12 protein-coding genes are annotated in these 22706 nt (G+C 62.4%); 11 read left to right on the top strand and 1 reads right to left on the bottom strand.

Going from position 1 to position 22706, the window contains the following annotated elements; translation table 11 throughout:
• Positions 1-52: 52 nt before the first annotated feature.
• Positions 53-2068 (bottom strand): glycosyl hydrolase family 28-related protein, encoded by a 2016-nt coding sequence (locus U5782_RS05455; protein WP_322042804.1) that lies wholly within the window; start codon positions 2066-2068, stop codon positions 53-55.
• A 304-nt stretch (positions 2069-2372) separates the two neighbouring features.
• Between U5782_RS05455 and U5782_RS05460 the strand changes: the two genes are divergently transcribed.
• From U5782_RS05460 to U5782_RS05510, 11 genes are all read left to right on the top strand, one after another.
• Positions 2373-3533 (top strand): polysaccharide biosynthesis/export family protein, encoded by a 1161-nt coding sequence (locus U5782_RS05460; RefSeq protein ID WP_322042805.1) that lies wholly within the window; start codon positions 2373-2375, stop codon positions 3531-3533.
• A gap of 77 nt (positions 3534-3610) precedes the next feature.
• Positions 3611-4918, top strand: coding sequence for a glycosyltransferase family 1 protein (locus U5782_RS05465; protein ID WP_322042806.1), 1308 nt, complete (start codon positions 3611-3613; stop codon positions 4916-4918).
• A gap of 5 nt (positions 4919-4923) precedes the next feature.
• Positions 4924-6348 (top strand): hypothetical protein, encoded by a 1425-nt coding sequence (locus U5782_RS05470; RefSeq protein WP_322042807.1) that lies wholly within the window; start codon positions 4924-4926, stop codon positions 6346-6348.
• A gap of 571 nt (positions 6349-6919) precedes the next feature.
• Positions 6920-7705 (top strand): SDR family NAD(P)-dependent oxidoreductase, encoded by a 786-nt coding sequence (locus U5782_RS05475; RefSeq protein ID WP_322042808.1) that lies wholly within the window; start codon positions 6920-6922, stop codon positions 7703-7705.
• A gap of 1 nt (position 7706) precedes the next feature.
• Complete coding sequence (locus tag U5782_RS05480) at positions 7707-9245, top strand: LTA synthase family protein (protein ID WP_322042809.1); 1539 nt, start codon at positions 7707-7709, stop codon at positions 9243-9245.
• The gene (locus U5782_RS05485) at positions 9242-16897 is read left to right on the top strand and encodes an SDR family NAD(P)-dependent oxidoreductase (protein ID WP_322042810.1); all 7656 of its coding nucleotides are present in this window, start codon (positions 9242-9244) and stop codon (positions 16895-16897) included. Before U5782_RS05480 ends, U5782_RS05485 begins: the two co-directional genes overlap by 4 nt.
• A complete protein-coding gene (locus U5782_RS05490) occupies positions 16894-17820 on the top strand; it encodes a UDP-3-O-acyl N-acetylglycosamine deacetylase (RefSeq protein ID WP_322042811.1) in 927 nt (308 codons plus the stop codon). The genes U5782_RS05485 and U5782_RS05490 overlap by 4 nt, the downstream gene beginning before the upstream one ends.
• A gap of 40 nt (positions 17821-17860) precedes the next feature.
• Positions 17861-19195 carry an aminotransferase class I/II-fold pyridoxal phosphate-dependent enzyme gene (locus tag U5782_RS05495; protein ID WP_322042812.1) on the top strand — a complete coding sequence of 445 codons (1335 nt, stop codon included), beginning with the start codon at positions 17861-17863 and terminating at the stop codon, positions 19193-19195.
• 13 nt (positions 19196-19208) lie between these two features.
• Positions 19209-19889, top strand: coding sequence for a GNAT family N-acetyltransferase (locus tag U5782_RS05500; protein WP_322042813.1), 681 nt, complete (start codon positions 19209-19211; stop codon positions 19887-19889).
• Between the two features lie 107 nt (positions 19890-19996).
• The gene (locus U5782_RS05505; RefSeq protein ID WP_322042814.1) at positions 19997-20362 is read left to right on the top strand and encodes a CidA/LrgA family protein; all 366 of its coding nucleotides are present in this window, start codon (positions 19997-19999) and stop codon (positions 20360-20362) included.
• Positions 20359-21102 carry an LrgB family protein gene (locus U5782_RS05510; protein ID WP_322042815.1) on the top strand — a complete coding sequence of 248 codons (744 nt, stop codon included), beginning with the start codon at positions 20359-20361 and terminating at the stop codon, positions 21100-21102. The genes U5782_RS05505 and U5782_RS05510 overlap by 4 nt, the downstream gene beginning before the upstream one ends.
• Positions 21103-22706 lie beyond the last annotated feature (1604 nt).

The following is a 22706-nucleotide window of genomic DNA, read 5'->3' on the forward strand; positions in this document are numbered from 1 at the left end:
CGTGATAAGTCACCCGCGCCGCTCGCGAATGCGGCGTTTCCTGCGCAATTGGCTATTGGATAATGCGTATGTTATAGGCCGATAGCCTTGGTGTTCCGGCTCTCACGGCACAGAGCTTGATAGCGACGGTGCTGGGCGCAGCGACATAGCCTTGCCAGTAAAAGCCATCGCCGGGATAGGTCGTCGGCGATACTGCCACGACCATCGCTGCGGTTGCGCCACGCACTGTAACCGATTCAGTCGTGCATGCTCCAGCGCCGAGTTGCGCGCCGCCGATGAGCCCGCTACTTGCAGCGAGCGTGGCGCGCAGTGGCACGCCGTTTACAAGCACGGCTGCGGAGCCTTTGGGCGCGAGATTGATTGGGATGCTGGCGTCGGCGCCGGTTGCGGCGATCGTCGGCGGCTGATTCGCCGCCGACGCAATCACTTCGAGCGCATTCGCCGCGTCGTCGATCGCAGGCACACTGAGGCCGGGCTTTCCCGGCGTGCCACCGAGATAGGTCGTTCCGTTGACAGTTAGGTTCGAGAGAGTATTTTGTGGCGTAGTCGGAGACACTACGCCGGTGAGAATCACGTTGAGAGTCTGAACGCGATTGATTGCCGTGGCATCGCCGAAAAGCGGCTTGGCGTTTGTCAGGTTGCCGAATGTCGTATCGGAGATGGTGCCTGCGCCGGCGCCCGGGCCGACATGGATCTGGCCGATTCGCCCGTTATCGTCGAAAAAGCCGCTGGAGATGGACCATGTTCCGCTACGGACATCGACGTAGCCGTTCGCCGAATTGTTGCCGTGCGCAATCGGGCCGATAAGCCTGACGTCGTTGACGCGGTTCTGCGCGATGGTGTCGAGCAGGAAACCCGTATTTCCCTGCGCCGTCGCGGTGCAGGCGATGCATGCTGCGTTTGCGAGTGAGCCTTGCCAGATGAAGCCGATATTGGCTTGACGTAGGTCTGGCGGTGAATCCGCTCCACACGCGATCTGGCGAACATCCTGCGAACCGTCGACGCTGTGACCGATTTGATAGCCGTACTCAAAAGCGTCTTTCCACGTCATCCAAGTAGAACCGCGGCCCGTCGAGAACGCCGTACCTGGCCGCAAATAGAGCGAGCTTTCGCTGAAGGGCTGGTTTGCCGTTGTAAACGGCCACATATGCAGATCTTCGCCGCGTCCGACGTCGCCGACGTTGGTGACGAAAATGCCGTTCTTATTGTCGCCGTAGACGCGGCGGAAAAGCGGCCGGTTGGATTCTGTTTCACGGCGGCCATCATAGAGATAATCGAATCCCAGAACCAGGAGGTTTTCGAGGCGTTGGTCGAAGTTTTGCGCTGTCGGTGTGAACGCAGTGCCGGAAAACGCCGCGATGGCCTTTCCCGCGATACCGGCGTTGGCAAAGGGGAGTGGATACTCACCGTTAGGTGCGAGCATAGCGTTTATCACGAGGGTGTCCATTACGCCGTCACGACTATTGAGGACAATTGTGTGCGCTGGGTTGAGAACGAGTGCCGAAGGAACGGTTTCGGGGCGATATTTACCGTCATGGTGCTGCCCCGCGGAGATGCCAGCACCGCGCAGCACGACGTTATCCGGAATGTTCAGTGTGCGGTCAATGAGGAACCAGCCGCGAAAATTAACAATTCCCCCTCTTGGACCGAGCGCGGCCATCGCATTGGCGAACGCGGCGGAGCTGTCTCGGGCTCCGTGTGGATCGGCACCGAAATCGAGCACGTCGACCTGATCGTTTGATTGGATTGCAACTCTGCTCTTGGGAATACCGGCCACTACTGGATGGAGTTGGATTTGATCCGCATTTTCGGCACTGCTTGCGGGTATTGCAGCCGAAGTGGCCAGCGCGTTTTGCGCGAATGCGTGAAACGCAGTCAACGCAGTGACTGTGAATAGCAATTTTTTGAGCATCGGAATGCGCGTGAACTGTTGGTTGGGAGGTGACGCAAGATTGTAGGCAATAGTCGGTGGCAATAGAAAGTGGTTGCGGAAGCATCGACGTGAAATGTGCATCTTTGCGGGAAATGCGATGCCACTTCTCCTTCGCTGATGTTTCGTTTGCGCCACAGTGTTACCCAATGGGGCCACATCGTTTCACTGCTGTGTGGTGGATGCCTGTCCCATCGCGGAGCCACTTCGGACGGTGCCTTGCACGATTTGCGGATCAGGATGTAAAAACCAGCAAGCATCGTCACTTCCGTAAAAACACGGCTTCAGGATGGTGCTATAAATATATTTACGTGTCATATGAGCGTCGATATGACAAAATCCCGGGTTGCTATGCAGCAGAGTTTGCACGTTGCTCCTTCGCCGCAACGTGGTTTTTTTTCATAAAGCTCGTCGGGGAACGTATAAGCGAGCTGAGACTGATATGAATCACCGGAAAATTACAGGATTCTTTTCGCTCGCGGCTGTTGCGCTGATGATCGGCGGCTGTGGAATTGTTCCCGCATCGGGACCAACTGCACGAGAGGTTCAGGCAGCCCCTGAGAGCCAGAATCTACATGGCATTCAGGTTGTCGACGTCACCGACGGAGTGGCTCGTCGGTTGGTAGCGGAGGCGAAGAAGCAGGATTTTGCTAGCACGCTAGGAGACAACGCGGTAAGGGAGCAGATGTACGGGCCAGGTGATTCAATCGAAGTGTCGATATGGGAGGCCCCGCCAGCGACCCTTTTTGTCGACACGAATCTTGCTGGAGACGGCTCCGGGGGTACACACGCAACGGTGCTGCCGGCGCAAGTAATCGATCTAGACGGTACGATCGTGGTGCCGTTCGCAGGTCGTGTGCGCGCTGCGGGTCGCACGCCCGCGCAACTATCGAGCGCAATTGCCACCCAGCTCAACGGCAAGGCCAATCATCCACAAGTGATCGTGCGCACGGTGCGAAACGCCAACTCGTATGTCACCGTTGTTGGCGATGTCACGCAAAGTTCGCGCATGGAGCTTAGCGCAGCCGGGGAGCGGCTACTCGATGCGCTCGCCAATGCCGGTGGCGTGAAGCACCCAATTGAAAAAACGACAATTCAGGTGACGCGGGGTAGCCGGGTCGAGACCTTGCCAATGCAGGCCGTCGTCCAAGACCCGAGCCAGAACGTGGTGCTCCGTACGGGCGACGTAGTGACGGCGCTTTATCAGCCTTACAGTTTCACGGTGCTGGGGGCGACCGGCAAGAATAGCGAAGTAAATTTCGAAACCCAAGGTATTTCGTTGGCTCAGGCTCTTGCGCGCAGCGGCGGCCTTAACGATGCACGTTCCGATCCGAAGGGAGTTTTCATCTTCCGCTTTGAACCGGCAGGGGCACTTCATTGGTCGCAGCAACCCGTAGTGACGACGCCCGATGGTCGTGTGCCCGTTGTCTACCGCGTCAATCTGAAAGACCCGGCAAATTTTTTCGTGGCGCAATCGTTCCCGATCAAAAACGGAGATGTCGTGTACGTATCTAACGGACCGGTCGCTGAATTGCAGAAGTTTATGAATCTCATCTTCTCGACAGTCTATCCGGTAACAACCACTGTACGTCTCTACGATTGAGTGCAGATAGCAATGCCGATGGTCGCCCGACGGAGCGGAGCGATGGCAGAGTGTCCAGAGGCGGCAGATTTGCTCTCATGAGGGCGAAACTTATCGCTCTCGGGGTCATACACCTTCCGATCATTCTGCTTCCGTTCCTGCGTGACCGCGCGCACCGTACGCGTTCACTGCGCGATCGCGATGAAACGAATACTCCGCGACAACTTCTCGTGGATGTCTCTATCATTGCGAGCCACGATGGCAAGAGCGGTATTCAGCGCGTTGTGCGCGCGCTTTTGAGTGAACTCCATACGCATCCGCCGACGGGCTTCGTCGTGCGCCCGGTGGAGGCAGCGCGCAAGCGGACTTACCGCTATTGCGGTTCATTTGGACTGGACGATAAAACGCTCGCAGGACAGGCTGTCGCAGTCAAAGTAGGCGACAGTTTTCTCGGTCTGGATTTCGCCAGCAACGTGTTGCCCTCGCGTCAGTACGAATTGCTCAATTGGCGTCGAAAGGGCGTGAATTTATGGTTCATCGTCTATGATCTTCTGCCTGTATTGCACGATGCATGGTTCACGTCGCGTGGTGTGCGCGCCTACCGACGTTGGCTGCGCACTCTGGTAGTCCATGCGGATGCCTTGTTCTGCATTTCCTCCGCCGTCGAACAGGAGCTGCATGAATGGCTGCATTGCCACTGCGCAGCTCCATTCCGTGGCCGTTCGGGTTGGTTCCACTTGGGCTCGGATCTTGACGCCGGTGCTTCGTCCGGACGTCCTTTGGCGATCAAGCATCCTGATGCAGCGAATTGGCACGATAAAACCATTCTAATGGTCGGAACGATAGAGCCACGTAAGGGTTACGCTTTTGTGCTCGACGCATTCGAGCGCCTATGGCGCGATGGTCTTGCCACGCGACTCGTCATCGTAGGCGGTGTGGGCTGGTCGGTTGATTCGCTGGTCGCGCGTATCAGAACGCACCGCGAAGCAGGCCGACGTCTTGTCTGGCTCGACAAACCCGACGATGAGACGTTGCTGCACCAGTACGCGCAGGCGGACGGTCTTTTGATGGCGTCTGAAGGTGAAGGCTTCGGCCTGCCGCTTGTCGAGGGCGCAAGGAAGCACTTGCCGATCCTCGCACACGACTTGCCCGTATTCAGGGAGATCGGCGGGGAGCATATCGCCTATTTCGCTGACAGCGCGCCGCAAGCATTGGCTGTGGATCTCATCGAATGGCTGCAAGCGATTCATGACGGTTCGGCGCCGCGTAGCGAGGGTATCCGATGCCTGTCGTGGCGTGAGAGTGCCGCGCAATTGCGCTCCCTGATGGAGCAGAGCGCGGATGCCGGGCAGTTGCAGAGAGGCGCGCGAAATGCGCCTTTCTCTCGAGATCAAATCATTGGTTGAATTTCATGGCAGAACTTTTCTTTGAAGACAGCGCTGTCGAAGCCTATATTTCGATTGGCGATGACCGTTCGCCACTCGTTGTTACGTTCAGCGAAATGGGCATGCAAGCGGGTTCGGGTGCTTGGGGGGGGGGTATGCTCGAGAAATTGGGCTACTCATACGTCGGTTTTGTTTCTAAGCGACCGAACTGGTTTCCACGAGCGAGCATCGAGCGCGCGTACGCACTGGTGGCCCCGGATTTTCGCAAGAATCGTACGGTCGTTACATACGGGCATTCACAGGGAGGCTTCGCCGCGCTCAAATACTGCGAGCTTTTCAAGGCCCAAGTTGCGCTAGCGTTCTCGCCACAATTCTCCATTTGTCCGACGAGTATGGCCGGCGCAGATCGGCGATTCTCTGGGTACTACGTGGGCGACTGGCACGCGGGACATGACATCGTCGCTCGGGATATTGCTTCAGATGCCCACGTTTTTCTGTTTTTCGATCCTGTCGATCAATACGATGGACTTAATGCGCGGCACATCAAGAGCGTGGTGCCGCAAGCGCATGAAGTCAAGGTCTTCGGAACGGGGCATTCTTCGATCAGGCCTTTCGCCAATTCGCAGGCATTTCAGACGCTAATCTCCCTCGCGACAAAGGGCGATCTTCTCGGGATAAAACGCCTCGAGCGCGACGTCAAGCACCGCTGGCCGCAGCGGCTAAGTTATCTGGCGCGTGCGACGGCTTTCACGCGGCCCGCGTTGTGCAAGAAATTACTCGCCGGCGTGCACGATCTGGCGCCCGAAACCTGCTCCGAAATTCTTAACGGTTTGTTGGCATGCGGCGAAATCGAATTCGTGAGCCGTTACGCTAATGGCCTCTTGAGCAACTCAACCGGCAAGACGCGGCTAGTGATTCTCGAGGCGCTCATTGCCGCCGGTAACGTCGCCGATGCGGTTAATCGCTGCGTACGCTGGCTCATTGATAATCCGACGGATACGCAGATTGCAGATTTTCTGCACAAGCAAGTATCGTTGCTTTCCGCTCGAGAGACGACGGCGGGGCCTGTTCATGGTGTCGGTGGCTTGTGTCGACTGGGCATGGGATGGTATCCAGCTGAGGCATGGGGAGCTTGGAGTCTTTCATTGCATGCTCGTGTATTTATCGATATGTCAAAGGTGCCAGCGGATGCCTCCGAAATCAGAATTCCCATACGCTATTTGAGCGCAGAGCGGCAAACGGTTTCGGTGCGATGCTGGCAGGGTGCGCGCGAATTTGCGGCCCGAATCGAAGACGCGTGTGCCGTCCTACGCGTACAAAACGCGCAAGGCAGTCTCGTTGTTGATTTGCAGGTTGACCGTTTGCTTTCGCCCGCTGCATGTGGTTTGGCCGCCGATTCGCGCTTGCTGGGACTGGGCGTCAGGAGGGATGCCGATTGGACATTTGCTTGATGGTTATGGCTGATGCGCGTTCGTAGTGTATCGGCCAGCCGACATTTATTACGATAATTTCATTGCATCTGTATTGAATGTCTCAGTAATACTGTATCCTTGGAGCGGTGCTGCGTGAGCAGCACAAGTACAAACGACAGATTCCAGTTTTCCAAGGACGTTGGTTGGGGCCTGCAATGTGTGGCAATTGAAGCGCGTGACGCATTCGCCGCATGTCAAAAAATGAGTCGTTCTTCGCTTGTTCTGCGATGCAAGGTCATTCCGTTTGCAGTCGGAATTGCCTTCACAGCGTTTTCGTCCGGATACGCTCGAAGAAGGGAGCATTGCCAGCTGACGATTCTGTATGCCGACTGCGTGCAAAAGAATCAAAGGCTCCCGATGGATGGGCATCGAAATTACGCATCCCTTTGTGTACAAAGATCGAGACAATTGTGCCGAGATAGTGAGCACGCTTGTTCGCCACGTATTGCGATCCTCAACCGTTCCTTTAAATTGATCGGCTGCGAATACCGCAATCGCGTAGTCGGTACGCGACGTGTTTCGCGGGCTGCGGTGCTTAGCGAGGCCGCTAATGTCTAGCTCATTTCCTCGCCACTGTGCCATTACCGGAGCAAGCGCCGGCCTCGGTCGAGCGCTTGCGCTTGCTTACGCGCGCCCTGGCGTAGCGCTGGGCCTCGTTGGCCGCAATGCTGATCGTCTGGCAGATTGCGCCGAAGCCTGTCGGGCGAAAGGCGCCACGGTCATGACAAAAGCACTTGACGTCCGAGACGCCACCGCAATCCAGGCCTGGGTCAACGATTTCGACGCCAAACACCCCATCGATCTCCTGATCGCCAACGCCGGTGTGGCCAGCACGCTCGCGCACCCAAACGACTGGGAAGGGCGCGAGCGCACGGCGGATATCGTCGACACCAACTTCACCGGTGCGCTCAACGCAGCACTCCCGGTAATCGAACGCATGCGTACCCGCCACCAAGGTCACATTGTGCTAATCAGCTCGATCGCGGCGCTACGCGGCATGGCGATCTCCCCAGCCTACTGTGCAAGCAAAGCCGCATTACAAGCCTGGGGTGATTCCGTGCGCCCGGTTCTCGCACGCGATAATATCCGCGTTTCCATCGTTCTCCCAGGTTTCGTAAAAACGGCGATGAGCGACGTCTTCCCCGGCGATAAACCCTTCATGTGGAGTGCCGAAAAGGCCGCGAACCATATCCAGAATAAACTGCAAAAGGGCCGTGTCGAAATCGCCTTCCCAGGCCTGCTCGCGTTCGGCATGCGCCTGTTGCCGCTTTTGCCAGCCGTGTTCGCCGACACGATCCTGGGCCGTCTGTCCTATCTGCCACGTGAGGAGCGTTAGCGTGGCGCCGTCGATCGTGATCACTTTTACGGCAGCTGTCGTGCTGTCGTTCGCTGCGGACGCGATCGCGCCCCCGCGGGCGGCGTTGCGCCGCCCGTTGCTCGCCTGTGCGCTGCACTTCGTTAGCGTGCTGTTTCTTGCTGGCCTGTTCCTGGTGCTTACGCGTCGCCCGCATTTTTCGGTTTTCATGGCTCTGGCGCTGGTCGCGCTCATGAATATCGTGAGCAATGCGAAATACACGTCGTTGCGCGAGCCGTTTGTTTTTACCGATCTGAGCCTGTTCAGTCAGCTGTTTGCGCACCCGCGTCTTTATCTGCCGTTTTTGGGCGCGCCAGCGGTCGCCGCGATTCTCTCGGGCGGCGCGGCGGTGGTTGCTGGTTTCTATTTCGACTCCGTCGTGCTTGCCCCCATCGCTGCGGACGCTGCGGCTGTGGCGGCGCTATGTCTCGCGCTCGGCTACGTAATCGCCGCACGATTACCGCTCACGCTCGAACCGCTTGACGATCAACGCCGTAACGGCTTTTTCGCGGTTTTCGTTGCTTATCTACTCAACGGTCTAAAGCCCGCCACGGTCGGCCGTCTCCAGCGCGCACTCGCGGCGAGCCCATTCTTTGATGCGCTCGCGCCCACAAGCCGTCCCGACGTCATCATCATTCAGAGCGAATCCTTCTTCGACGCCCGCCAGTCGAACGCCGCAATAGACGCCTCGCTCTATACGCGTTACGACACCGCACTGCGCGAATCGACCGACCACGGCCAACTCGAAGTCCCCGCGTGGGGCGCCAACACCATGCGCTCGGAATTCGCGCTGCTTTCCGGCATCCCCTCGACGGCCCTCGGCTACGCGCGCTTTTATCCGTACGCCTTTATCCGCCGCGCCTGCACCTCACTGGCAAGCTGGTTTCACCGCGCTGGCTACGAAACAGTCGCCATCCACCCGTATTACGCCGACTTCTTTGGCCGCGACCGCGTCTTCCCGCTGCTCGGCTTCGATCGTTTCCTCGACATTCGCGCCTTCGCCAACGCACATCGCGCGGGCCCGTACATCTCAGACGCAAGCGTCTTCGACCGTATCGTCAAAGAACTGGATGCATCGCGATCGAACCCCGCTTTCATCTTCGCGATGACGATGGAAAACCACGGCCCGCTGCATCTTGAAACTGTAGAGACGGGCGAATCCAGCCGTTATCACAGACTTGGGGAAGATCCCGCATATAAGGATCTGACCGCATACTTACGCCACATCGCCAACGCGGACGCCATGATCGGCCGCTTACTCGCGCATCTGCGCACACGCCGCCGCGACACCGTACTGTGCTTCTACGGTGATCACGTACCAGCATTGCCACACATATTCGAACGGCTCGGCACTGTACCGAGCCGCAGTCATTACTTCATCTGGCGGAATTTTGGAGATCGGCCAGCCAGGAAGCAAGACAGAGCCATCGAGGATCTCGGCGCCGCGCTGCTCCATGCGATGGAGACGGCGGACCGGCGAGAGGTCGCGACAGGCGAGTCCGAGAGAACAGAGCAGCTATGAAGAACAGCAAGATCGCAATTGTGGGTATGTCGTGCCGTTTCCCGGGTGGAGTCACCGGGCCGGACGAATTCTGGAGTCTGCTCGAAAACGAGAAGGACGCCGTCACGCAAATTCCCGCCGATCGCTTCGGCACGGAGTTTTATCAGCATCCCTCGAAGCGCGAGCCCGGTAAGAGCTACACGTTCGCGGCAGGCGTGCTCGACGATGTCGCAGGTTTCGACGCCGCCTTCTTCGGCATTTCGCCGCGCGAGGCGACGCAGATGGACCCGCAGCAGCGTCTGCTGCTCGAACTCACGTGGGAAGCCTTCGAGGACGCGGGCGTGCGTCCCGAGGCGCTACGCGGCAGCGATTGCGCAGTTTATGTCGGCGTGGCCAGCACGGACTACGGCAACCGCAACATGGACGACCTGAACACGGTCGATCCGTATTCGGCCACGGGCAACACGCTTTCCATCGCATCGAACCGCATTTCGTGGGTCTACGATCTGCGCGGGCCGAGCATGTCGATCGACACGGCGTGCTCGTCGTCGCTCGTCGCGCTGCATCAGGCCGTGAAGGCACTGCAGACCGGCGACGCTAGCATGGCACTCGCGGGCGGCGTCAATCTGCTGATGCACCCGTACGGTTTCGTCGGTTTTTCGAAAGCGTCGATGCTGTCGCCGCGCGGGCGTTGCCGCGCGTTCGACGCCACCGGCGACGGCTATGTGCGCGCCGAAGGCGGCGCGGTCGTGGTGCTGAAAACGCTCGAGCGCGCGCTCGCGGACGGCGACACGATCCACGCGGTCATCGCGGGCAGCGGCGTCAATTCGGACGGCTTCACGCAAGGCGGCATCAGCGTGCCGGGCACGCCTACGCAGGCGGCGCTGCTGCGCGAAGTCTATGCGCGCGCGCAGATCGACCCGTGTACCGTCGACTATCTGGAAGCGCACGGCACAGGCACGGCGGTGGGCGATCCGATCGAAACGCGTGCACTCGCCGATGTCGTCGGCGCGGGCCGCGACGTTGACAAGCCGCTCCTGATCGGTTCGGTCAAGACCAATATCGGCCACCTTGAAACGGGGTCGGGCATGGCGGGGCTGCTCAAGGCTGTGTTGTGTCTGAAGCACCGCGCGGTGCCGCGTTCGCTCCACTTCGAAAAGCCGAACCCCAATATCGATTTCGTCGGCGGTCATCTGCGCGTGGTCGAGCGCATGACGCCGATTGGCGCGCATGGCCGTGATCTGGTGGTCGGCGTCAACTCGTTTGGCTTTGGCGGCACCAACGCGCACGTCGTGCTGACCGAGGCGCCAGCGCAGCCCGTCGAAGTCACTCACTCAGCACAAACGCAAGGATTCGCACCGCTCGTCCTCACCGCGCGTTCGGAGCGCTCGCTGGCGGCGCTTGCCGCGCGCTATCTGGCGCGCCTCGATGCAGGCCAGGCTTGGGACACGCTCGCTGCCGCTGCCGCTCATCGTCGTCAATGGCTGGAGCATCGCGCAATCATTGCGCCCGCAACGTTCGACGAAGCGCATGCGGCGCTCACCGCGTTGGCGTATCCCGACGATGCCGCCGAGCAAGGCGAGATCGCGCCCGCCGCGCTCGTCCACGCGCAAATAGTCGCGGACGACGCGCCCATCGCGCTGGTCTTCTCGGGCAATGGCTCGCAGTGGGCGGGCATGGGCAAGCAACTACTTGCAGAAGACGCCGTGTTCCGCGCGGCGGTAGAAGAAGTCGACGCGCTCTGGTGCGCCGACGGCAGCGCATCACTCTACGCGATGCTCGCAGCAGGTGCCGATACCGAGACGCTCGCGGCCACCGAACACGCGCAGCCGCTGCTGTTCGCGATCCAGGTCGGCATCGTGCGCGCGATCGAAGCGCACGGTGTGGCCTACGACGCGTGCGTGGGCCACAGCGTCGGCGAAGTCGCCGCAGCCTGGGCTTCTGGCGCACTGACGCTCGCCGACGCCGTGCAGGTCGTCAAGATCCGCAGCCGCGCCCAGGCGCTTACGCGCGGCACGGGCCGCATGGCTGCCGCGGGCATCGGCGAGGCCGAAGCGCGCGAAATGATCCTCCAGCAAGGCCTCATCGGCGATATCGAAGTCGCCGGTATCAACAGCGCGCAGTCGGTCACGCTGGCCGGCTCGCTCGCAGGCCTCGATGTGATCGGCACGGCTCTCAAGGCAACGGGCCGCTTCTTCCAATTGCTCGATCTGGACTACGCGTTCCATAGCCGCCACATGAACGGCATCGAAGCGCCGGTGCGCGAGGGGCTGGCCGATATCGCGCCGCGCACCGCAACGCATCGCTACGTTTCGACCGTGACGGGCGCGCCGCTCGACGGTACGGCGCTCGACGCCCAGTACTGGTGGCGCAATATCCGCGAGCCGGTGCGTTTTGGCGATGCCATCGCACATCTGGTGGGCGAGGGCGTGCGCCTGTTCGTCGAGGTCGGTCCGCACTCGATCCTGCGCACCTACGTGAAGCAGACGCTCGCGGCGCTTAAGGAAACCGGCGCGCCGCTGCCCACGCTCAAGCGTCAGCACGATAGCGCCGCCACGCTCCATCGCGCGGTGCTCGCCGCCGTGGCGCATGGCGCGCGCGTGGACCGCAAGCGTCTCGTGCCTTTCAAGCCGGGCGCGGCGCAGGCGACGCTGCCGCACTATCCGTGGCAACACGAACACTACTGGCTCGTGCCGACGATCGAAGGCTACGGCCTCGCGAATCGCCACCGCGAGCATCCGCTGCTGGGTTATCGCCTGCACGAGCACGCTTTCGGGTGGGAAAACCAGATCGATCCGGCGCGTCTGCCGTATCTGGCCGATCACGTCGTCGACGGCGGCGTGACGTACCCAGCAGCCGGTTTCGTTGAAATGGCGCTGGCGGCCGCACGCGTGTTCTTTGCGACCGAGACCTGCGCACTCGAAAACGTCGAGATTCGTCAGCCCGTGGTGTTCCAGGCGAATCACGCGAAGCTGTTCCGTCTCGTCATCGACGTGCGCACGGCGGCGTTCACGATCGAGACGCGCGAGCGCATGAGCGACGACGCCTGGTCGGTCAACGTGGTGGGCCGCCTGCTCGCGAGCGGCAACACGCTCGACGCCGGCAGCACGGTCGATCCGCATCTGCTCCAGGCGCTCTCGGCGCAACTGGCGGTCGATGCGCCCACGCTCTACGCCGCAACCGAGTCGATCGGCCTGACCTACGGTCCGGTGTTCCGCCGCGTGCAATGCGTGCGCGCTTCGGGCGAGGCCGTGCTGGCCGAACTGGCCGCGCCGCAACTTGCCGACGATGCTGATCTCGCGCGTTACAACCTGCATCCGGCGCTGCTCGATGCGGGCTTCCATCCGCTTTTCGCATTGACGGGCGCCAACAAGGGCGATCGCGCCGCCTGGCTGCCGGTGCAGTTCGGCCGCATCGACTATCTGCGCGGCGACACGATCCGCCAGGTGCTGGCGGTGGTCGAGCGCCGCAGCCCGCATTCGGTGGTGGTGTCGTTCCATTTCCTCGACGGTGCCGCGCGCGTGGTCGCGCGTCTCGCGCAATGCCGCTTCCGCCGCGTCGATCTCCAGGCGCGTCGCCACGCTGCACCGTCGCGCTATACGTATCACCTCGAGGCGCGTCCGCCCGCGGGCGCTTTCGACGCCTCGGCGCTGCCGGCTCCCGAAGCGCTGCTCGAAGAGGCGCAGCGCGTGCTCGCCAACCACGGCGGGCAGGACGCGCAAAAGCGCCGCGCGATGCACCTGACCGAAGTGCTGCCGCTCATCGACGTGCTCGCAAGCGGCTACGCCTTGCGTGCGTTCGAAAAGATCGGCGCGTTCCGCACGCCGGGTCTCGCGTTTGGCCCGCTGCCGGAGCTGTCCGCGCGTCTGTCCGCGATGCTGGTCGAGGACGCTCTCGCGCGCCGCGACGGTGATCTGCTCGTGCGCGAGCCCGAAGCCTGCGAGGCGCTGCCGCCCGTCGATGAACTCTGGCACAGCCTGCTCGAACAATCGCCTGCACACGTCGCCGAACTGACGCTGCTCGCCCATTGCGGCGCGGCACTGCCGGCGCTGCTCTCAGGCGAGATGGTGCCAGAAAAACTGATGTCGCCGACCAGCAAGAGCCTCGTCGAGCACTTCTTCGAGGCCTCGCCGACGTGGTCGCACGTGCGTGCGCTGATCGGCGCGTTCGCCTCGCGTGCGGTGGCGGGATGGTCGTCGTCGCGCCGTCTGCGCGTGCTGGAAATCGGCCGCGCCGATGTGGACGTGCCGCGTCCGCTCGAAGTCGCGCTGCCGGCCGGGCGTTGCGATTACGCGATCGCCTGCACGGCGCCGCAACAGGCGGCGCTCGCGGCCGAAGGCGGCCACAACGCGCGTCTCGTCACGCTGGTCGCGGGCGAACGTAACGAACGTCTCGCACTCCAGAGCGACGACGATGCACCGTACGACATGATCATCGCCAACTGCCTGCTGGCAGGGCAGCGCGATCCGCTCGCGGCGCTGACCGCGCTGCGCGGCTGGCTCGCGCCGGGCGCGTTCATCGCGCTGGCCGAGCCGCGCCGGGGCCGTTTCGCCGATATCGTGTTCGGGCCGGTACGCGCCGAAGCGGTGGCATCGCATAGCGCCGCCGAACTCGTGCGTCTGCTGGAAGCAGCAGGTTTTGTCGATGTCGTCTCGTTCGCGGAGCAGGGCTACGAGATCGAGGGCACGCCTGCGCTGATTGTTGCGCGCGCACCGATGCGCGTGACGACGGGCGTACTCGAAGCCGCGCCGGTTGCCGTTGAACCGGCACAGGCGCCGTGGCTGCTCGTTCATGCTGATGAAGACGCTCGCGCTACGGGCCTTGCAGAAGCGCTGCGCGCACACGGCGGCGACGTCGAACTCATCGCGCAGTCCGAAGTCGCGACGGCGCTGCATGCAGTGAGCGCAGCCCACGATGGCGCGCCGCTGCATCTCGTGTTCGTCGCGCCCGACGCCGCCTTGCCCGCCGATGCCGATGGCGCCGCGCTCATGCAAGCGCAGCGCGCGACCTCGATTGCACTCGCGGGTCTCGTGCGCGAGTTGGGCGCATCGGCGTTGCCGGTGCAATTGAGCATCGTCACGCAGGATGGCGCACCGTTCGCTGACGCAGACCCTATCGCGCAGGCACCGCGCCGCGCCGAGCAGGCCACGCTCTGGGGCCTCGGCCGCGTGCTGGCGAACGAGCATCCCGAACTGGGCTGCCGCCTGATCGACGTGTCGGCATCCTGTGAGAACGCGTTCGAGTTGCTTGCACAGGAACTGCTGGCAGCCGATGTCGAAGAAGAAGTGCTGCTGAGCGCGCATGGCCGCTTCGTGCCGCGCATGCTCGACGCTGCGCAAGCGCAACGCCGCAGCGCGACCAACGGTGAAAGCGCACAAGGCTCGGTGCTCGCCTTTGATACCCCGGGTTCGCTGCGCAACCTCGAATGGTTCGCGCAAACCTCGCGTGCGCTCGACGCCGACGAAGTTGAAATCGAGCCGGTCGCAACCGGCCTGAATTTCCGCGACGTCATGTACGCGATGGGTCTGCTCTCCGACGAGGCCGTCGAAACCGGCTTCGCGGGCGCGACCGTCGGCATGGAGCTTTCGGGCCGCGTGACGCGCGTTGGCTCGAATGTGAGCAACTTCAAGTCCGGCGACGCTGTACTCGGTTTCGCGCCGGCCTCGTTCGCCACGCGTGTCGTCACGCGCGCAGGCGCAGTCACGCACAAGCCGGCCTCGATGACGTTCGAGGAAGCCGCGACGGTCCCGACCACCTTCTTTACGGCCTGGTATGCGCTCGTCGAACTGGCGCGCGTGCGCGAGGGTGAGCGCGTGCTGGTGCACGGCGGCGCGGGCGGCGTGGGTATCGCCGCGATCCAGCTCGCGCGCCTGCTGGGCGCGGAGGTCTATGCCACCGCAGGCAGCCGCGAGAAGCGCGAATTCGTGCGTCTGCTGGGCGTGGACCGCGTGTTCGATTCGCGCAGTCTCGCGTTCGCCGACCAGGTGCGCGACGCGACGGGCGGCGCGGGCGTCGACGTCGTGCTCAACTCGCTCGCGGGCGAGGCGATGGTGCGCAGTATCGACACGCTGCGTCCGTTCGGCCGCTTCCTCGAACTGGGCAAGCGCGATTTCTACGAAAACAGCCGTATCGGTTTGCGGCCGTTCCGCAACAACATCAGCTATTTCGGCATCGACGCCGATCAGCTCATGGGCGTGCTGCCCGAGCTGACGACGCGTCTGTTCGAAGCCGTCATGCAGCGTTTCGCTGATGGCGTGCTGCATCCGCTGCCGTACCGCCTGTTCCCGGCGGCGCGCGTGGAAGAGGCGTTCCGTTACATGCAGCAGGCGCGTCAGATCGGCAAGGTGCTGGTCGGTTATCCGGCGGGCACGCCTGCGCCTACGCGCGGTGCGGCGCATGGATCGAAGCAGGCGGGTGCGCTGCGCTGCGACGCGAGCGGCGCGTATCTCGTGATCGGCGGCACGGGCGGTCTGGGCTTCGCGACGGCGCGCTGGATGGTGGCGCGCGGCGCACGTCATGTGACGCTCGCGAGCCGCAGCGGCACGCTCAACGATGCGGCGCGCGCGGAAGTCGCGCGCTGGAACGAGGAGTTCGGCGTTCAGACGCATGTGGTGTCGTGCGACGTGACGAACGCCGCCGCAGTGCAGACGCTGGTCGCGCAGATCGCCGCGCGCGGCACGCCGCTCAAGGGCGTGCTGCATTCGGCAATGCATATCGACGATGGCCTCGTGCGCAATCTCGACGACGCGCGTTTCGAAGCCGTGCTCGCACCGAAGCTTGCGGGCGCATGGAACCTGCATCGCGCGACGCAAGCCTGCGCGCTCGACTTCTTCATCGTCTATTCGTCGGCGACGACGGCGCTCGGCAATCCGGGCCAGTCGAGCTACGTGGCGGCGAACAGCTTCCTCGAAGCGCTGGTGGAAACGCGCCGTGCGGCCAGGCTGCCGGGCACGTTCATGGCGTGGGGCCCGCTCGACGACGTCGGCTTCCTCGCGCGCAACGAAAAGACCCGCGAGGCGCTGCAATCGCGAATCGGCGGTGCATCGATCTCGTCGGACGAGGCGCTGGTTGCGCTCGAACGCGTGCTGGTCGCGGGCACGGCAGGCGAGGCGGTGGTGCGTCTCGACTGGCAGGCGCTGTCGCGCGGCATGCCGGCGGCGGGCGCGCGCCGTTACGCCGCGCTGCGCACGCGCAATGCGAACGAACCCGCGAGCGATGGCGGTCAGCCGGTGCGCTCGCGCGTCGCGGCGCTGCCGCACGCCGAGGCGCTCGCGCTCGTCGAAGAAACGCTGCGCACGCAGATCGCGCGCATCCTGCACCTCGCGCCCGAAAAGGTGGAACTGGAGCGCTCGGTGCTCGACATGGGCATGGACTCGCTGATGGGCATGGAGTTGGGCCTCGCGGTCGAAGAGGCTTTCGAGGTCAAGCTCTCGGTGATGGCGATTGCGGAAGGCGCAACGGTGCGCACGCTCGCGGCGCGCATCGTCGAGTCGATAGAAGCCGATGCGGAGTCGGCGGATTCCCCGCTCGAAGCGCAGGCCGATGCGCAGAACGCGGTGCAAGCTGAAGCGGCCGCAGCGCTTGCACGCAAGCACGCGATCGACGTCGGTGCCGAAGCCGTAGCCGCCACGCCTGCTGTCGCGGGCGAGCGCGCCGAGGAACTGGTCGAATGAGGGCGCCCGAAGGCTGGCGCGCTACCCAAGGTACGCTCGCGCGCGAACTGACGCTCACGGGCCACGGCCTGCACACGGGCCGCCGCGTGAATGTGCGCATCCTGCCCGTGACCGATGCCTCGTCGGCACACGGCATCGTGTTCCGTCGCGTTGAGTCGGGCCGCGAAGTCGCCACGCTGCGCGCCGACCCAGCGTTGCGCGAGGCGCAGCCGCTATGCACGATGCTGCGTGCGCGCGACGGCGTGCAGAAGGGCGAGGGCGTACGCACGGTCGAGCATCTGCTGGCCTCGCTGCTCGTGTGCGGCATCGACCACGCCATCGTGGAACTGGACGCGGAAGAAGTGCCGATTCTCGACGGCAGCGCCGCGCCCTGGATCGAGGCGATCCGCGCTTGTGGGCGCACGGCGCTCGGGCATGCACAGCGTTTTATCCAGGTGCTCAAACCCGTGACAGTCTGCGATGGTGTGGGAGCCCTGCGCCGCGAACTGTCCATCGAGCCGTGCGAACGCTACGAACTGAGCGTGCGCAATGACCTCAAGGGTTTTGGCGATATGCATTGGTACGGCGCACTCACGCCCGAGGTATTCACGCGCGAGATCGCGCCGTCGCGCTCCTACGGGCATCTGAAGTGGGCAATCCCTGCCATTGCAGTCGGCTATGTGAAACGTACGCCGATTCTGCGCGGAGCCCGTTTGTCATGCACTGCGGCGATCGTGGGCGATCGTGTGATCGGTGGCCTGCGCATGCCTGATGAGTTCGTGCGTCATCGCGTGCTTGACCTCGTGGGCGATCTTGCGCTGGCCGGTGCGCCGCTGCTCGCGCGGGTGAGCGCGTTTCGCCCGAGCCATGAAATGAACTGGCGGCTCTTGTCCGCGCTGCTCGCCGAGCGCGACGCGTGGACGTGGGCCGAGTGCGACGCCTGAAAGCGCGCACGCAAACGAACCAACAAGGAATTGCGCGCAGATGGGCGTAGGTGAAAAGATCCGGCAGCAACTGGCCGCCGCGGCGCTCAAGCGTCAACTGGAACGTGTTTCGAACGCGTCGGCTCAGCCTCTGGATGCGCCGCAAACGGCGCCCGGTGTTGGCGGGACGTCGTTCGACGCGCGCGCGCGCTTCGAGGCCATGCCGCTCTTTCAGCAGGTCAAACTGATGAAGGAGATGGGCGAGACGTTGCGCGTGCAGTCGCCGTTCTTCCGCGTGCATGAAGGCATGGCGGGCGCGACCACGACGATCGGCGGGCGCGAGTACATCAACTACGCGAACTACAACTACCTGGGCCTCGCGTCCGATCCGGCTGTGATGGCGGCGGCGCAGGGCGCGATCACGCGTTACGGCACGTCGGTTTCCGCGAGCCGCATGGTGGCGGGCGAGCGGCCCGTGCAGCGCGATCTCGAACGCGCGCTGGCGGACTTCTACGAAACCGACGATTGCGTGGCCTTCGTGAGCGGCCACGCGACCAACGTGACGGTGATCGGAGCATTGTTCGGTCACGGCGATCTGATCGTGCACGACGCGCTCGCGCACAACAGCATCGTGCAGGGCGCACAGTTGAGCGGCGCGAAGCGTCTGGCGTTCGCGCACAACGACTGGCAGGAACTCGACAGCCTGCTCGCGCGCGTACGCCATGAGTATCGCAACGTGCTGGTGGTGATCGAAGGCCTCTACAGCATGGACGGCGACTATCCCGAGCTTGAGCGCTTCGTGGAGATTCGCCGCCGTCATGGCGTGTTCCTGATGGTCGACGAGGCGCATTCGCTCGGTGTGCTCGGCGAGACGGGACGCGGCATTCGCGAGCACGCGGGCATCGCCCCAAATGACGTCGATCTCTGGATGGGCACGATGAGCAAGTCGCTGGCGGGCTGCGGCGGTTTTATCGCGGGCTGTCAGCCGCTCGTCGATATGTTGCGCCATCTCGCGCCGGGCTTTCTCTATAGCGTGGGCCTGGCACCCGCGCTGGCGGCAGCATCGCTCACCGCGCTCGAACGCCTGCGCGCCGAACCGCAGCGCGTGGCGGCGCTCAAGGCGCGCGGCCATCAGTTTCTGGAAGAGGCGCGCGCCGCTGGTCTCGACACCGGCACGAGTGCGGGCTACGCCGTCGTGCCGGTCATCACGCGCAGTTCGCTGAAGGCCGCACAATGGGCCAACGCGCTGTTTGACGAGGGCATCAACGTGCAGCCGATTTTCTATCCCGCGGTGGAAGAGCGCGCTGCGCGGCTGCGCTTCTTTATCTGCTCGACGCACGAGCCCGAACAAATCACCCGCACCGTCGCGGCGCTCGCGCGTCTTGCGAAGGGATAGAGGAAACGTTGCGATGACAACGGTATTGGCTGAAGCTTCGATCGCCAAAGCGGCGCACACGCTCACCTTCCGTCCCGCTCGCGCAAGCGACGCGCTAATTTGCGCGCCGCTCGTGTTCGAATCGGGCGCGCATGAGTTCGAGTTCTTCCTGGGCGTTTCGCCCGAGCGGTGCATCACGTTTCTCGCTTTTGCGTTCGGGCTCGATGGTGGCCGTTTTTCCTGGCGCCGTCACGAAGTGGCCGTCGATGCGAACGGCGAGATCGTCGCGGTGCTGGCGGCGCACGACGGCCGTCGCATTCTCGCCGACGATCCGCATGTGGTCTTCACGCTCCTGCGTCATTTCGGTCTGCTGCGCACCGTGCCGATGCTGCTGCGCGGCCTCGTGCTCGAAACCGAACTGCCCAAGCCGAAGCGCGCCCAAACGCTCATCGCCCATTGCGCGACGCGCGAGGAGTCGCGGGGCACGGGCGCGTTCAGCGCGCTGTTCGAGCACGCTCTGGGTAGCGTCGAGCGCGGTCTCGATACGCCCGCACGCGAAATCGTGCTCGACGTGCTCGTGAGCAATACGCGCGCCGCGGCGCTTTATCGGCGTCTGGGTTTTGTCGAGTTGCCGCGCCGCAAACCGCGCGCGAAGCGTTTGCCTGCGGAACTCGAATCGATTCGTATGCGTTTCGAGCCGCGCAAGCGGAGTTAATCAGCGCGAGCGGGAAGGGCGCCTGGCTGCCAGTCGCGCAACCTTCCTGTAAACTTCCGGCGCATGGCGGCCCGTTGTGCCGCCCGTTGCTTCCCACGCGCCCGACCATGCTCCGATCCCTTGCCGCCCTGCTGATTTTCCAGTGCCTCGGCGAGAGCGTTTCCTACGTTTTCTCGCTGCCCGTTCCCGGTCCCGTCATCGGCATGTTGCTGATGTTTGCCTTCGCGATGATGCGGCCCGCCGCCGCCTCGGCCATTGAGCCCACCGCGCTCGAATTGCTGCGCCATCTTTCGCTGCTCTTCATTCCGGCGGGCGTGGGCATCATGGTGTCCGCGCAGGCCGTGCGCGGCGAAGCCCTGGCCGTGATCGCCAGTCTCGTGTTGAGCACGACGCTCGGTATCGCCGTGACTGCGCTCGTCACGCGCGCCTTGTTGCGTAGGCAACGACGTCGCAGCGAGGAGAACGCATCGTGAATTCACATCTGCCCTTCGACAAGCTCGACGCCATCTGGGTCTATCTCGCCGCTTCGCCGCTGCTGGGCCTCACGCTCACACTCGTCGCGTATCTGATCGCGCTGAACGTTTATGCGCGCGCAAAGCACAATCCGCTCGCCAATCCTGTGCTGATCGCCGTGGCGATCGTTGTCGCGGCGCTCAAGCTCACCGACACGCCGTATCGCACCTACTTCGAAGGCGCGCAGTTCGTGCACTTCCTGCTCGGACCAGCGACCGTCGCGCTCGCGTTGCCGCTCTACCGGCAGTGGGACAAACTGCGTCGCGGCGCGCTGCCTTTGCTCGGTGGACTCGTGGCGGGATCGCTCACGGCAATCGTATCGGCGGTCGGAATTGCGAAATTATTGGGCGCGACGCCACAGACGCTGGCCTCGATTGCGCCGAAGTCGGTCACGACACCTATCGCGATGGCTGTCGCCGAAAAGGTCGGCGGCATTCCTTCGCTCACCGCGGTGCTGGTGATCTCGACGGGCGTGTTCGGCGCCGTGACGGCGCGCTGGATTCTCAACGTCGTGGGCGTACGCGAAACCGAGGTGCGTGGCTTCGCGATCGGCGTCGCGTCGCATGGTATCGGCACGGCGCGCGCGTTTCAGGTGAGCGAGGAGATGGGGGCGTTCGCAGGGCTCGGCATGGGTTTGAACGGCGTGTTCACGGCGTTTGTCGTGCCGGTGTTGCTGCCTGTTATTCTGCGATGGATGTAGGGCGATTCTAGAACTTTCGGCGTGACCTTACGCCGCTCGGCTCCGGGTTTGAGAAAAAGGCTCGTCGTTGTCTAGTTTGCTATCGGTAGATCCATGTCCTTGGTTCCGAGGTTACGACACCGGCCAACTGACGAGATCTTGTAGTAGGCTTAAGCGGTACGAGGAAAACTCGCACGTATTGTTGTCGAGCGCTCGCCTTGGGAAGCAGGTCTGCTACGACGTTAGTGTTTTCGTGACCGGAGAGTAGCTATGGGTCTGGGTCTATTCATACTGGGTATCACGGCGTTTTTCGGGGGATTTGGACTGATCATGAATCACAACGCCCGCAAAGCGAAGCGCGAACGACGCGGACTTCCACGCTAGCTTTTTGCCGCATCTGCTTTGGCCGAGGACCACTCCTCATCCAAGAGCCATATCGCTTGAATGGTACTCCCGTGCTTCACTCGGTAGCGCCTGCCGCAAAACGTGAGCTTGTCGATGTGGTTACGACGCATCGAGCAACCGTCAGCGGTATAGATGGCTGGTCGCTCCAATCAGGCGGCAATCGCTTGTCGCACTATTTTGCTTGTAATTGCAGGGGCATTCTTGAATGAGGTGCCCAACGCTATCGTGTCGGCGATATCCGAGCTCGCAATATTGCGTGGCTGCCTATAGTCGCCGTGCTTCGCGCGACTACAGACGCAGTCGCGGAAAACCCATCCAAGATAAGTCATCGACGCCAGCATCGCGCGTGCAACTGCGCGCTGAGGCGATCGCGCTTGCCGGACTGCATCGTGAGCGACGTGACTGTGCAGAAAGAACTCAACCTGAAAAACGGTGGATCTCCGATAACGCGCCTATCGCACCGGCAATGGGTTCACCATACTGAGCAGCGAGACATCGAGCGGCAGTCGACGCCGTACAAGTTTTGCAATGCTTTATGTCGTTTGAACCTAGTGCATTGAAGAATTCGTGGCAGATGAAACGCTCGCGATAAGCCACGCCATATGTCTATATCAATTGCGGATGCCAGCACCCATAGCGCACGGTCGCATAGGGCATTCGTTGGCAAATTGAGGCTCGTTTCCTAATCCTCGCTGCATGACATATCTGGGCATGCGCCGCGTGGCCCTGTATTCCCTGCCTATAAATTTGGATAACTAACTAATCGGCCTGGCGATGTGGAATTCCCTAGTGCGTGCCCATCGTCTCAGATCTGCTGATACCAGTAGAGAGAATCTCCTGAAAGAGTTCACGCACTTCTTGTTGGAGGGTGCCTCTCTTCCCTCTATAAACGGTCCTAGGGTCGCGGCTCTGAGATAAATCCAACTAGCAATCACCAACCTTGACTTTGGCAAACGTGGTTTTCCCGCATCGATGTACTGTAACCCTCGCGGCAAGAGGCACGTTGTCTCCATCGCTCTGACTTGACTTTGCTACAGGCGTGCAATCCTGAAGTCATGCAACTGTGGTACGGCGCCTTCGCGCTATGGACAGGTGCATGAACCTAAACAGGAGAAACAGGCATGGAGTACAGGCTTCTTTGCGCAATTCTGCATGGTGAGCGTCTGGGTGAACCACTCACGTGGATTTACCTCGCTGCACTTGTTGCTGTGGCAATAGCC

This window comes from Paraburkholderia sp. J67 (assembly GCF_905220265.1).
In the GTDB taxonomy this organism is placed as follows: Bacteria; Pseudomonadota; Gammaproteobacteria; order Burkholderiales; family Burkholderiaceae; genus Paraburkholderia.